The following is a 13,756-nucleotide window of genomic DNA, read 5'->3' as shown; positions in this document are numbered from 1 at the left end:
CCCTTCAGGGTGTTACTCCGTCATTTGATTCTTCGATATAATCCTTCAGTTCCGTAAGGAACTGTCTAGCCTTTACCTGAGTAATGTGACCATCCTCAATTTTAGCTAGAAACATTTCGCACAACAAACCTGCTCCATTAGTGCAGTAAGCTTCGCTATTACGAATATGAATAAATATTAGTATTTATACAGGTTAGCCTCTAAGTAATGATTCATAAAGATTTATAAACATACTGCCAAAACATGCATCAGTTAATTGCCAGAAACATTCTTCAACCCGTTTTTGACGTGACCAATATGTGACCATTAATGCTACTTTCTCTTCTTACATATAATAAAAAAAAATTTTGATTGTTTAAAAACCCTTTGATATCAAAGGTGTTTTAACTCGTTGCATTCTAAACCATTAGACTTACCTACATTCTCTCTCAGTTTTGAACTTAGTGGGATGGTTTTTGCGACATTAATATATTATACCCTGGTAAAACTCTAAATGTTTCTTATGGAAAACGTGTATTTGAAAGGAATATCATGGGATAAATAAAAAACCGCATAAGAGCTTATGCGTTTTTTGTTTTAATTCTCGATTGATAATTCATTTTCCACATATAAACCACCAACTTGTACATACAGTGGTTCAAGTTTTTTTACCAAGTCATTTATTTCAATATCATTTTGTTTTAAACCTGCAATAGCTTCATAAAGCACATAAATTAGAAATACAGCTAAGGTTCCTACGTTCTTTTTTAATACCTTTGGTGTGAATGAAGGTTGTTTTAGTATAAACTCGCCTTCTTTTGTCATCTGAACCAGATGTCTCAATGAATTATATTCGAATTTAAAGTGGGAAGCGTTGTTATTTAAGTACGCACGTACTTCTTTAAACTTCCCGTTAATCTTTTTAGCAATGTCCCCCGCTTGAGGTAAGGTTCCCTCATAAAATTGCTCAACTCTAATCGGGTCCTCTCTTAGATATACAAGTTTTTCATAGGCCTCTATTGCCGGTCGAAATAAAGCTCCGGACTCCTGTGCGAGACCGTCCATTGCTAAACTTAACATACCATGACATAACGTGTAGATTTTCATATTTATCAATCCTGTTACCCTTAAAATTCCAGTATCATCTGTGTAACTGCCAATTACTTCATCGAAGAGTTCAAATAGTTTTACTACACAATTATAATCATCACTAAGCTCATTATTAAATATTTGCATAGCATTCTCTCTGTTTAGCCACAAATTCACTTCTTATCACACCCGATCAATAAGCTTCTTTGGAATTGTCAATATCATTACTAACTACATACCTTATTAAAGATTTTATTTCCTTAATTGACTTCTAATATGTTCATGGTCTATTGCATGAATTAATAAATGCAAGCACGGACCCGATAAGTTGAAACAGTATTCAGGTAACAAGCCTTTTTCTATTAATGTCTCTAAAGAAAGTACGCCTGTTTTGCTACCAGTCTGCCACCAAGATACCACCAGCTACCCTCCATGTACAATAATGGTTTAATAAACTTTTTCTAAACATTCCAATTCTTATAATTTAACCCAATCTCTTATTTCCTGTGCAGTTTTGTAATACTTACTCCAAGAGCTATTTTCCTCCAGAAATTTGTAGTCCTTGATTGTGACCTCTGCATTATCTAGCCATACAATGTCTTTAGCAGCTACAGAACCTCATATTAATCCTTCCTTTTCCAAAACATGACAACATCCCTAAACTCTGACATTTCGATACCAAAGTCTGTTGCTTTTGGTTCTATATCACCTTTTTCAAGTGCTTTCAAAATAACATAGCCTAATTTTAATTTATTCAAAAAGGATACTCTTTTTGTAGATCACTATTAAACAGTGGATACTATTACTCAACCTATGATGAGTAAAATGGATAATCATGATTAAACATCCAATAGGACAATGGAAAATAATAGATGAAGAGCAAGGCCTTTTCAGCCCTGCTCTTCATTTAGGTTCTTATTTACCAGCTATTTTGCGTTCTGTACTAGAATTAAAGCCTCCTGGTGACCAACTAGTTTCAACATCTTCAGGAAACTTTGAAAAATAGTATTTCCCTTTTGTCATAACTGAAATGATTACATGTAATACTGGACCTAATAGCATTGCAAAGAAAGAAGCGTAATAAATTGGATAAACATTAAAAACTCCCAGTGCTCCAATAATTACTGCTGCTAACAGAGAAATAATACCTGCTGGATTCCAAGAGTGTAAATACTCTTGGCGATATTCAACAAAATCAGATGGAGCTAATTTAAATACCTTTCTACAAATGTAGTAATCAGTTAGAATTATGAAAACCCATGTGTTTGTCAAAATTCCGGTTATAGCCAAAAAAGTATTCATATATTGCAAAACATTAACTGCATAAAATACTACACCGAATATCCAAACCAACAACATCCACCATTGTCGACCAGGACGATAATTAAACATACTATCCATCGTATTAGATAATGCTAACGATCCAGAATACAGGTTCATAACATTGATCCGTATTTGAGTTACAACTGCAAAGATAACACCCATTATCCCCATAATAAAAGGAAATACAAATCCAGGATCAGAAGCCAAGGTAAATCCATTAACTTTAAGTTCAGGGAGAAGTGAATAAGCAAGCATCGCACCTAGAAAAATTACAGCAAGCATTGGAATTAGCATTCCAGCCATAATTGTGGCTGTTCCTTTATAAGTAATGTTTGGTTTAGCAAAGCGACCATAGTCAGTTGCTAATAATCCTTGGAAAACAAGTTGCCCGTTAGCCATATTTAGTGCAGTCCACATTGTAGTGGCTGTCACTTCATTCCTCGGCATCCAAGAGGCTACCCCAACAACATCAAAATTAGCCGTAAGCTGATACATTCCCACTAGGAATAAAATAAGAAAAATTGGAACTCCCCAAGTTTGGAGAAATTGCATGGAGGACATCCCTTTCCACACAAACCAGATCGTTATTCCACCTAATGAGGCAAAGATTAAAATGCCACCTACAGAATTGATTTCTATTCCTACATAATTTGCAATAGCATGAGTAACAATCGTTCCTTCAAATATGAAATAAAAGATATAGTTAACCGCATAAATTAAAGAAGTTACAGCTGAACCTAAATATCCAAACCCTAACCCTCTAGTTAATAAACTCATCGATAGACCTTCTTTACTGGCGATTTTCATGGTACATGAACCAATAATTAGAGCGCCAATAAAAAAATATAAAATAGGGATAAGCATGGTCGGCCAACCAAGCGTATAACCAAATTCCGCACCATATGTAAAAAAGAACATTGCAGTGGAGTTGCCTAAAAGAACTAGAATAATAGCTGGAATTGGCCAACGATATCGAGCTGGTACTCGACCAACTGAATAGTCTTCTATTGCTTCAGCCTTTGTAATATCTTGTGGCCCCTGGAACCACTCTTTCCACTTACTCATATTTTCCCCCACCTTTACTTTAATTTCAACTTAATAGAAATGTAGAATTCTTATGTTAATTTTCGGTGTATGTCTGCGAGTTGGTCGTACATTCGTGTTGTTATGTCACGTAATACTGGAAAATATGGACGAATCTCGTGTGAATTTTGATTATTGATTTCTGCTAGCGTAATACATTCACCTTCGTATGGTGCCTTACAAAGAATTGGGTGTCCAGGTATCTTGGACTCTTTCACACCTGCTCCTACGACACATCCACCTCCCCAATACTCAGTATCTCCTTCCTTACCAACTAAGTTTGTATAAACAAAATTAATTGTATTTTCCATTGCTCTTACTTTTACAATAGGTTCAAAAATGTCTTTTTCAAAGGATGGGGAACCTGAAATTCCAACTATAATATCCGCTCCTTTAAGTGTCAGCATCCGTGATAGTTCTGGGAAAAAGATATCATAACAGATTAATACCCCTATTTTTCCTATTGCGGTATCATATACAGGTAAGTCTTCACCTGCTTTAAAATACCTACGATCTGGGAATGCTCCTGGTCCGGTTTGGTCTGTAGCATGACCTGGTAGAGTATTCTTTCTCCATTTTCCAATAAATCCATTCGGTCCGACTAATGCAGCTGAATTGTAAAGAACGCCTCCAATACTTTTTTCGGGCATACCCCAAATAATATGAATGTTATTGGAAACTGCCAAGTCCTTAAAAAACTGTGTTGCATCCCCGGGAATTGGTTCGGCCACTTCAAAAAAGTCATCTCCACAGTTATACCCTGTTAAAGCGAGCTCAGGGAAAACAACTAACTGTGCTCCATTTTCAATCGCTTCAAGTGTTAAATCTTTCATTTTCTCCAAGTTTTTCTTTTTGTCTCCAGTAATTGGTGTAATTTGTCCAATTGCAACTATTGTCATATTTATCTCTCCCTTATCGAGATGCTCTGTATCGATTTTAATAACTATACTATTTGCAATCTATCAATTTAATTAGTCTTGCTAAATCACGTGATGAATCAAACAATAATTCTTTGGCATTCTTCATAGAATCTTCTACACTAATTGGACCCTTTGTAATAGATTGGCAACTATCAAAATAATTATATAATTGTTCATATCCACTACCCAACGAACCAGAAATCAACATTGTTTTAACTTTGTATTGTTTTGCAATTTTAGCAACATATATTGGTACTTTTCCATATAATGTTTGATAATCCGACTGTCCCTCACCTGTAATTACCCAATCAGCAGATTTAATTTGCTGTTCCAATCTTATAGATTGTGCTACAATTTTTGCTCCAGATTGAATTTTTGCACCAAGTATTAAAAAAGCAAAACCTAACCCTCCCGCAGCACCTGCACCTGGTATACTTTGTAGAGATTTACCTAATTCTTTTTCACAAACGGTGGCAAAGTGTTTCATACCTTCGTCCAACGTTACAATATCCTGCTTATTTGCACCTTTTTGAGGCCCAAACACATAAGTAGCTCCTTCAGGACCACACAGTACATTTTCCACATCACTTGCAACCACTATTTCACATTCGGCAAGTAAATGGTTCATATTTGACAAATTAACGGATATAACGCTTCCTAAAGCACCCCCATTAGGAGAAACATGTTCATTCTTTTCATTAAGAAATAATCCTCCTAAAGCCTGTAACATACCAATTCCGCCATCATTTGTAGCGCTACCTCCAAGGCAGATAATAAATTTGCGAAATCCCTTATTTAACGCATGATTAATCAGTTCTCCTAATCCATAGCTAGTTGTAATCATTGGATTCCTTTTAAAAGTCATTTGTAATCCAGCAATTTGTGCAACTTCAATTACTACAGTCTGACCATCTCCTAAAATACCATAACCAGAAGTGGTTTCTTCACCTAAGGGACCGGTTGCTTGTAAATCCACTTTACTTCCTTTTGTCGAATAAACTAATGCATCAAGTGTTCCTTCCCCACCATCAGCCATCGGGAAAATATCGACTAAAGCTGAAGAAAGTTCAGATTCAAATCCTTTTTTTAAACTAAGGGCTACTTCTCTAGCTGAAAGACATTCTTTAAATGAATCTGGAGCTATTATTATTCGCATCTTCTACCCTCACTTGTTATTAAATTATGAATTGTTATAATATTTAGTATATATTACAGTTTTTCTTAATTCATTAACCGTTTTAACGAAAATTACTGCTAAAATAAAAGATTATTTTGTGCAATTAAACAAGGGTCTACTTAAAAAGATTTTCTAAGAAAGGTTGAATTTGATGATAATAACATCTGAACTAGCACAACCAATTATTGAGCAAATCTCTAAAGTCGTTGGTCATAACATAAATATAATGAATAATAAAGGTGTAATCGTAGCAAGTAGTGATTCAGAAAGAATAAATCAGGTACATCAGGGTGCCGTGGAAGTCATGAAAATGAAATCTGAACGCGTGATATATCCCTCAGAAAATGGGAAATTAAATGGTACTAAACCTGGGGTAAATCTACCCACGTTTTTCCAACAAGAATGTATCGGAACTATAGGTATAACTGGTGATCCCAACGAGGTATATAATATCGCCAGGATTGTAAAAATTACCGTAGAATCTCTTCTACAGCAAAACTATTTAAGCAACCAACTAGGATATAAAAGGAAGGTACTTGAGGAATGGGCTCTTGACCTGATAAACCCGAAATTTACAAATTATTCCGATTTAGAGGAAAGGAGTCGTTTCCTCAAGATTGATACAAAGCAAGAATGTGCAATTTTTTTATTGGATACTGGAGATCTATCACAAAACAACGATACATATTTGAAGATATCGAAAAAACAAGACCGTATTTTGCAGCTAATTAGTGTTCATTTCAACCCTCTTTTTATTACACTTATTAGTAAATCAAAGTTATTTTTAGCATTTCCTACCAACTCTAACAACGATTTAAAAGAAACTCATCTTCTTGCTAATAGAATATATAAAAAATTATCACATGAATTTGTAAATTTAAAGATTGGTATTGGAACCTCTGAGAAGACAGCTATGGGGTATAGAGTAAGTTACTATGGAGCCTTGCATAGTCTTCAAATAATACAAAAATTAAATTATACTAAAAAATTTATGCATATAAATGATTGGGGGATAATAAAAATCTTAGATACCATACCTGAAAAAATTAAAGAAACCTACTTAAATGAGTTTCCATTTCTATCTAATAATCTACTAGAATTAGAATTACAGGGTACACTTGAAATGTTCTTGAATTCAAATTTAAGTGTTGAACTTACCTCAAACCAACTAAATATTCATCGAAATACAGTTACCTATCGACTTGATAAAATAAAGAACCTTTGTGGGTTAAATCCAAGAAATTTTGATGATGCAGTCCAACTTAAAATTCTGCTCTTCTTTATAAAAATGCGTTCAAATCAGGTTAAGACGGAATAGATAATCAGTTACTATGCCTTTGCATTACAATCCCAAAAGTTGACAAAACAAATTCCTTTTTATGAAGGAACCTAGGTTTAAGAGGCGTTGGTTCTTCCTTTTCTTCTTCTCATCTTTTTGCAGGATCTCAGAACCCTAGGAGCCTGCCTAGGAAAGCACTTGACAGACTCCTAAAATTCTGAGCATTGGCTTGTAAGATGAGAGAATCGTCAATCTTCCTGATTTCAAAAAATCAAGCTAAATCTTGAATCACTCCTGAGTAATAAAAAAGCCATCCCCCAGCAATTATTTGCTAAATGTGAATACTAAAACTTATTAAATCATTTGATTTAATATTTTCTTTAATGGCTCCTATTTGTGGACGAAGAACAAAACATAGTAGGAAAAGTGAATCTTAAAATCAGGTACCTCAAAAAGAAAAGGACCAATTTTGTACTGCACCCCAAATGTTAGAGTTAAAATCTAACGTTTGGGGTGTTTTTTATGGGTAAATATAGTGAAAAATTTAAGTTAATGCTAGTAAGAGAGTATCATGAAGGAAAATTGGGGTATAGGCTTTTAGCTGAGAAATATGGTATGAAAGGCAGTACCCCAATTAAAACATGGGTAAAAGTTTACGAGAAATTCGGAGCTGAAGGATTAATGAGGAAGAAACATAAGGAAACTTATTCTACTCATTTCAAGCTGGATGTATTAAGATTTATGGAGAGAACAGGTTCTTCAGAAACGGAAACAGCCCTTCAATTTGGACTAACAAATCCTTCTATGATAGCTTCATGGAAGAAAGCTTATTTGGAAGGTGGTGCTGAGGCCCTGGATAATATAGACCTTTAATATAACCATAGTTGATAAACAACTTAACGGAGGGGGGGCACCAAACGTCAAAGAGCAGAAGAAGAAGTAAAAGTACCTACCCCCCAGAATTTTTTTTAAAAAATTTTTCCCTATGACGGATTTTTTGAGAATCCAAGAGAATCCACGAGGTATTTGTAGTTTTTCGTGGGATTAACCTCCGAATTTATTACTAATATCGCTCTTATTCTAAGATAAAGGTAACAGATCCCTTAATAGCACTTTAGTAGAAAACCACATATAGAAAGTATAATAATAATTAGAAATCAGCTGAAATCACTACAAATTCTTACTAATTACATATATCAGAGATTTGTAGATTTATGAAGGTCTAGACCTCAATAAAATATTGGGGGTACATTAATGGAAATCGAACGTATTTTTAATGAGAATACAAATATTACTTTTCAAGACATTATTAATTCACTAATCAACGAGAAAATTGACAGAATAGTAAATATTTACTATTCTCAAGATAAGGTGAACACTACTACATCTCATGTAGAAAGGAAAGATATACCATGAGATGTGCAATTTATATAAGAGTTTATACTGATAAAGAAGAGCAAAAAGCCTCTCTTACCAACCAAAGAGATCTATTTAACAGATATATTCTAGATAAAGGTTGGGACATTCATGAATTCTACATTGATGTAGAAAGTGGTACTACAGAGAAACGTGAACAGCTACAGCAGCTTATTTCTGATGCTAAAGCTAAGAAATTCGATGTCATTCTAGCAAAAGAATTGTCACGCTTAGCTCGAAATGGTCGCTTATCATATGAAATTCGTGATATTGCTGAACAAAATAAAGTTCATATTATAACCCTGGATAATGCAATTAATACTCTGGAAGGCAATGAGCAAATGTTTGGTATCTATGCTTGGCTTTATGAACAGGAGTCACAAAGAACAAGCGACCGGGTGAAAGCAGCTCTAAAAAGCAGAGCACAACGAGGTTTGTTCAAAGGATCAAATCCTCCTTATGGTTACGCAGTGAAAGATGGCAAACTTCATATCCAATCTGATAGCACTCCAGATATCGTCAGACGAATATATCGTGAATATCTTGCAGGTAAAGGTTTTGATGCCATTGCAAGAGGATTATACAACGAAGGAATCAGGACACCAGCCCAAATTTCTCATAAAAAAAATGCTAGTGATAAATGGCATGGAGGAACGACTAGGGTTATACTTACCAATCCACATTATACAGGTGATTTAGTACAGGGACGATCTACAACGAGAAGTGTCACAAATAAGTCTAGGAACGAAAATAATCCCGAAGATTATATCCTCATACCCAATACTCATGAGGCAATAATTTCAAAAGAAGATTTTAACACCGTTCAACAGCTTATTGAACATCGTAAAAGAATTCGTCCCCAGGCTGAAAAGCATTTATTTACTAATACTTTATATTGCTCGGATTGCGGACATGGAATGCACTTCAAAGCCAATAGTAAAGGATATATCTGTGGTAATTATAATAAGCATGGAGCGAAGGCGTGTAGCAACCATTTAACCAGAGAAAACACATTATGCCTAGCAATCTTAAATGACATTAGGGGCTTGTTATCTTCATTAGATAGTACTTCTTATATGGAGGCAATTGAGGCCAAAGTTCAAAAGCAAAGAATACAGTCTCAAAAACAAATTAACTTTGCCAAGGAAGAAATGACAGACCTAAAGTCAAAAAAGCAAAAGGCAGTTGGCCTATTGGTTGATGAAGTAATCTCAAAGGAAGCATATGATTAATACATTGATAATCTTAATAAACAAATTCATACATTAACAATAAACATGCAGGAACAAGAGACTTATCTTCAAACAAAGGACGATGAAACTTCCCTGTATGAGTTAAAAAAACAGCTTGAAGTATTTGTAGAATTCAAAGAATTAACTCCTGAATTACTTCATCGTTTAATCGAAAAAATTGAAATAAAAGCAGATGGAAAAGCGAAGGTCCACTACAGGACCTCCACTTCATCTGCTTATTTTTCAATTCGTATTATCAACGCACAGCATTCAACGTGTGTAGAGTGTGGAAACAAATACTCAAATCTAACTAACCAATAGAATCGACCAGAAACCTATATTTACTTATGGTACGGTTCACCGTAACGGCTCTAACAGCAAATATGTGAACAGAGGAAGATAGAAGCATATTTGAAAATGAATGCATTTTGGGAACCAAATGCCTCGGAAAAAGTCAAGGAATCTTAAACGGAAGGATTAAGATCAATCATCATTCGAGTGGCGTGCCTAATTTATCATTCAACAATGACTATTATGCCGAATGGTAATCTCCGAAAAATTCTCCTAACCAATATAAATATTGTTATAATCTACAAATTGATTGAGAGGCTTGGCCCAGAAGTCGTTGTTTTATTAGCCGTAAGGCCGCCAGCCAAACATTTCTATTTCTGAGGCATTAACCCAAGAAACTTTCACACCTTCGACATAATATAAATCAAACAAAAAATTTGTACTTCGACCAGTTATTTTAAAAGGCATTAATAAACTGCCTTATATTAAGTCAGTTTAGATAATAGTGTGTGGTTTATTTAGTCCTAATCCCTCTTTTTAGCACAATAAAAGAAGCTAAAATAAAAAGGCGATTTTTTCTTGCTCTCCAAAGAAGATTACTACATGTTGTGGACTTCCAATAACGGGAGTCCAATGTATTTTAGTAAATAAAATGTTTGTGCCTCTTCTCCAAAAATATACCTCCCAAAGCGATTGGCACAAAATCAAGGAATATACAATTTTTATTTAAAAAGCCATTTGCTTCCACGAATGGCCTTTTTCTTTGGGTTCATTGAATAATTTGAACAAAACTGATGGTTCTTATATATATCTAATATCTTTAATGTCTTGTACACAAATATGAAAATGCACTCTTTATGTAACTTTTTATAAAAATCTTCGAGTTATTAGTTTGCTGCCTCCCATAGTACCTAAAGTTACTCTGTCATACTATGGTGAATGACTTATGCTCTATGAATCGGCATGATGAAAAATGATTTGGTAACAAACCAAGGTAAAGAGACCCTTTTCAAAGGACTTCTTTCCCAGTAAAAGTGCATATCGCATATCCTGTTACTAAAAGAAAAGTTTGTTCAAAAAATCATATATTATTATCAATGAAATAAATGACAACTTATATTATTTATCATAAGTTAAAATTGACATATATGTTGAATTATATTTTAATAATTGTTTTAATTTTAGGAATCGGAAAACATGTACAGAGTACTTGGTCAGGAACGATGTTTATAACCACCAATGTTCGTTCATTACAAATGTCCAGAGTGTTATATAATTAAAAAAGAGCAATAATTTTTGTCACTCCTCATTTATCCCCTATCTAACTATTTTTACTTGCTTTTCCGATAACTTGACTTCAAAGAGTAGTATTGAGGGATAAAAAGAAGAGCGACCATCACATCCACTCTTATAACTCGCGATCTCTCTCTAACTTCCCTGCAGCTGAACAGGAAAAACAATCGTTAATACATTTTTTACCCGTAAAATTAGCATTCATTATAGTACTAGGAGTATATTAACTAAATATAATAGGTTGTTTTTTGAGTTAATGACTAAAAGGAGTGTATAATTCAGATGTTAAAAATTGAAGTGCCGAGAATTGAAAAGGTTATGATTAGCAAGGATAACAATTATGGAAAGTTTGTCGTTCAACCTCTCATGCGAGGATTTGGAACGACACTTGGCAACACATTACGTCGTATCCTTTTATCTTCACTCCCCGGTGCCGCTGTCACTTCCATACAAATAGATGGGGTACAGAATGAATATTCAACTATTGAAGGGATAGAAGAAGATGTAGCAACCATCATTTTGAACATAAAAAAATTATCTTTGAATATTTTCTCTGACGATGAGAAAGAATTGATGATTGATGTACATAGAAACGGTACAATAACAGCTGCTGATATTTCTCATGATAGTGATGTAGAGATCTTAAATCCCGACTTACATCTTGCTACACTTGGAGAAAATGTTCATTTTAGAATGCGCCTAACTGCAAAACGTGGACGTGGTTATGTTCCTGCAGAGCAAAACAAACGTGAAGACCTTCAAGTAGGAGTCATACCAATCGATTCAATCTATACACCGGTTTCACGCGCCAGTTATTTGGTTGAAAACACTCGTGTCGGTCAATTGGCTAGTTTTGAAAGGTTATCTTTGGAACTTTGGACAGATGGGAGTTTAGGACCCAGCGAAGCCATTTCTGAAAGTGCAAAAATGTTTAATGACCAGCTTTCTATTTTAGTAGGACTTAATCCTGAATCACAAGATAACCAAATTATGATGGAAAGGGAAGATGTATCAAAAGAAAAAGAATTGCTTAACCTGACTATTGAGGATTTAGACCTTTCTGTTCGCTCTTTCAACAGTCTAAAACGCAATGGGATTAATACAATTCATGACTTAGCTAATAAGTCCGAAGAAGATATAAGAAAATTACGTAATTTAGGACAAAAGTCTCTAAAAGAGATCATAGATAAATTAGAAAGTTTGGATATAATCGTACGCAAAGATGATTAAAATCCATCATTATTTTCCTTGTGATTTCCCCTGAAGCAAAAGTTCACCGGTATCTCGAAGAAAGTACTAATGGGCGGTAGTTATGAATGATTTTAAATGTAGTAAGTAGGTGATAATTAATTATGAATACCTAATTACTGCATGGACAGTGCAATTATGTTTTCCTCCTTTCTCATGAATTGATTCGTAACCAAATATGCAGATAAAGTATGTTTCATTTTGTTGCTCTCTCAAATTACCAATTTCAAATATTTGAATAATCAGAAAATTATTAGTATAATAGAAAAAAGGTCAAGGAGTTGATTTCTTATGGAAAAGAACTTGCTTAATTCACCACAACCTGAAGTAAATGTCATGGATTCTCTATTTGCTGAAATGGTGTTAGACAAAGCCCTGCGTGATTTCCGAAAAGAGAAAATTCAAAAGAAAATCGACCTGTCCTTACGAGACAAAAATAAAGCAGAATTCCTACGATTAACAGAGGAATTAAAGAAAGTTTCTTAAAATTGTTTTATGTAATCGTTCTTAAAAGGATCTTCCAGTCGAAGATCCTTTTATACTGCTTGTTGAACTATTATTGGACTCGGTGTCGCCTTTTCTTTACCTTTTTAATAGAAATCTCCTAGCTACCAGTTTTGTTGTACCACCCATTGCCCCCATCATTCCTCTTCCAGAACCCGTTGAATACCACATGTTCCTTAGTACTGACGGACTCTTAATAAGGAGAATACAACATCCCATGAGTAAAAGAAAATTGAGAAACGTTATATTTTCATTGATTAAAATACTTAGAGCTACAACAAATAAAAAGATTTTTGCTATAATTGTTACAATCTGACTTAATAATTCGCGCCACCAGACACCCAAGTATTCATTATCATCAGCAATCACTGATACACAAGCCAAGGGAGATAGTAAATATAGGAACATGATGTCTGCATGGAATACAGCAACTGAGAACAAGAATGCTATGAATGCAACTGCAAATACCGCTAGTAAGATAAGAAGTGCTGCACCTTGAAAATGGAGTGTGTCAAAGTTATTTGGATCAAACATATCATTGATTTTTTCCTTGCTAACCTTACTTCCTTCTCCTATCATCCAGTTTCCCATATTATAAGCGACTTGTTCTAACAAGATCTTTTGAATAAAAGGCATTGCAGGGATCAGTAAGGCGCTTTTTAAGGTATTTACTATAACAGGTCCGTATGAAACGGCATCTCCGGCAGCATTCCTAGACATAACCTCTATAATCTTATATAAAATAATGGTTACAGCTATTGTGGAGGTTAAGGCAAGCAAGAAATTATTGACTGCAGTAAAGAACTGAATTTCAGGATTTTGTTTTAATAACAAATCATTACACATTAGAAGAGCCCATTCAATGAAGTCTTCCAACATCCCTTGGATAGCCTCAACAATTTTTTCTTTAAAATTAAACAAG

The 13,756-nt window shown here is 34.4% G+C and carries 14 protein-coding genes; 7 read left to right on the top strand and 7 right to left on the bottom strand.

Translation table 11 applies throughout. The annotated features are described in order from the left end of the window. Positions 1-576: 576 nt before the first annotated feature. From KW850_RS27245 to KW850_RS27225, 6 genes are all read right to left on the bottom strand, one after another. Complete coding sequence (locus tag KW850_RS27245) at positions 577-1,245, bottom strand: hypothetical protein (RefSeq protein ID WP_218350862.1); 669 nt, start codon at positions 1,243-1,245, stop codon at positions 577-579. Between the two features lie 300 nt (positions 1,246-1,545). After that, on the bottom strand, positions 1,546-1,665 hold the full coding sequence (locus KW850_RS34370) for a YjcQ family protein (protein ID WP_218350864.1): 120 nt from the start codon (positions 1,663-1,665) through the stop codon (positions 1,546-1,548). A gap of 26 nt (positions 1,666-1,691) precedes the next feature. After that, positions 1,692-1,826, bottom strand: a complete 135-nt coding sequence (locus tag KW850_RS33580; protein WP_256358483.1) for a hypothetical protein — start codon at positions 1,824-1,826, stop codon at positions 1,692-1,694. A 157-nt stretch (positions 1,827-1,983) separates the two neighbouring features. Next, positions 1,984-3,456 carry a purine-cytosine permease family protein gene (locus tag KW850_RS27235; protein ID WP_218350861.1) on the bottom strand — a complete coding sequence of 491 codons (1,473 nt, stop codon included), beginning with the start codon at positions 3,454-3,456 and terminating at the stop codon, positions 1,984-1,986. A 50-nt stretch (positions 3,457-3,506) separates the two neighbouring features. Next, positions 3,507-4,373, bottom strand: coding sequence for a carbon-nitrogen hydrolase family protein (locus KW850_RS27230; RefSeq protein ID WP_218350860.1), 867 nt, complete (start codon positions 4,371-4,373; stop codon positions 3,507-3,509). A gap of 49 nt (positions 4,374-4,422) precedes the next feature. Further along, complete coding sequence (locus KW850_RS27225; protein ID WP_218350859.1) at positions 4,423-5,550, bottom strand: glycerate kinase; 1,128 nt, start codon at positions 5,548-5,550, stop codon at positions 4,423-4,425. 172 nt (positions 5,551-5,722) lie between these two features. On the opposite strand from KW850_RS27225, the gene KW850_RS27220 reads away from it, so the two are divergent. The 7 genes from KW850_RS27220 (at position 5,723) to KW850_RS27195 (ending at position 12,816) form a co-directional block, all read left to right on the top strand. Beyond that, entirely contained in the window at positions 5,723-6,889 is a 1,167-nt protein-coding gene (locus tag KW850_RS27220) for a CdaR family transcriptional regulator (protein ID WP_218350858.1), read from the top strand. A gap of 483 nt (positions 6,890-7,372) precedes the next feature. Then, entirely contained in the window at positions 7,373-7,723 is a 351-nt protein-coding gene (locus KW850_RS27215; RefSeq protein ID WP_218350857.1) for a helix-turn-helix domain-containing protein, read from the top strand. 381 nt (positions 7,724-8,104) lie between these two features. Beyond that, the gene (locus tag KW850_RS27210) at positions 8,105-8,266 is read left to right on the top strand and encodes a hypothetical protein (RefSeq protein WP_218350856.1); all 162 of its coding nucleotides are present in this window, start codon (positions 8,105-8,107) and stop codon (positions 8,264-8,266) included. Further along, positions 8,263-9,498: a recombinase family protein gene (locus tag KW850_RS27205; RefSeq protein WP_256358482.1), complete on the top strand. Its 1,236-nt coding sequence runs from the start codon at positions 8,263-8,265 to the stop codon at positions 9,496-9,498. The genes KW850_RS27210 and KW850_RS27205 overlap by 4 nt, the downstream gene beginning before the upstream one ends. 45 nt (positions 9,499-9,543) lie before the next feature. Further along, positions 9,544-9,819: a DUF4368 domain-containing protein gene (locus KW850_RS33575; protein ID WP_256358481.1), complete on the top strand. Its 276-nt coding sequence runs from the start codon at positions 9,544-9,546 to the stop codon at positions 9,817-9,819. A 1,545-nt stretch (positions 9,820-11,364) separates the two neighbouring features. Then, positions 11,365-12,312, top strand: a complete 948-nt coding sequence (locus KW850_RS27200) for a DNA-directed RNA polymerase subunit alpha (RefSeq protein WP_218350855.1) — start codon at positions 11,365-11,367, stop codon at positions 12,310-12,312. Between the two features lie 309 nt (positions 12,313-12,621). Further along, positions 12,622-12,816 (top strand): IDEAL domain-containing protein, encoded by a 195-nt coding sequence (locus KW850_RS27195; protein ID WP_088090622.1) that lies wholly within the window; start codon positions 12,622-12,624, stop codon positions 12,814-12,816. A 96-nt stretch (positions 12,817-12,912) separates the two neighbouring features. On the opposite strand, the gene KW850_RS27190 is transcribed toward KW850_RS27195, so the two are convergent. Next, positions 12,913-13,755 (bottom strand): conjugal transfer protein TrbL family protein, encoded by an 843-nt coding sequence (locus tag KW850_RS27190; RefSeq protein ID WP_218350854.1) that lies wholly within the window; start codon positions 13,753-13,755, stop codon positions 12,913-12,915. Between the last annotated feature and the right edge of the window lies 1 nt (position 13,756).

Source organism: Bacillus sp. sid0103 (assembly GCF_019219025.1).
The sequence above is the reverse complement of the archived record's forward strand: the minus strand, read 5'-3'. Positions and strand labels throughout refer to the sequence as shown.

Coding starts and splice junctions, on each gene's coding strand:
- KW850_RS27235 (WP_218350861.1), bottom strand. CDS start 3,456: ATGAGTAAGTGGAAAGAGTGGTTCCAGGGGCCACAAGATATTACAAAG.
- KW850_RS27230 (WP_218350860.1), bottom strand. CDS start 4,373: ATGACAATAGTTGCAATTGGACAAATTACACCAATTACTGGAGACAAA.
- KW850_RS27225 (WP_218350859.1), bottom strand. CDS start 5,550: ATGCGAATAATAATAGCTCCAGATTCATTTAAAGAATGTCTTTCAGCT.
- KW850_RS27220 (WP_218350858.1), top strand. CDS start 5,723: ATGATAATAACATCTGAACTAGCACAACCAATTATTGAGCAAATCTCT.
- KW850_RS27215 (WP_218350857.1), top strand. CDS start 7,373: ATGGGTAAATATAGTGAAAAATTTAAGTTAATGCTAGTAAGAGAGTAT.
- KW850_RS27210 (WP_218350856.1), top strand. CDS start 8,105: ATGGAAATCGAACGTATTTTTAATGAGAATACAAATATTACTTTTCAA.
- KW850_RS27205 (WP_256358482.1), top strand. CDS start 8,263: ATGAGATGTGCAATTTATATAAGAGTTTATACTGATAAAGAAGAGCAA.
- KW850_RS33575 (WP_256358481.1), top strand. CDS start 9,544: ATGCAGGAACAAGAGACTTATCTTCAAACAAAGGACGATGAAACTTCC.
- KW850_RS27200 (WP_218350855.1), top strand. CDS start 11,365: ATGTTAAAAATTGAAGTGCCGAGAATTGAAAAGGTTATGATTAGCAAG.
- KW850_RS27195 (WP_088090622.1), top strand. CDS start 12,622: ATGGAAAAGAACTTGCTTAATTCACCACAACCTGAAGTAAATGTCATG.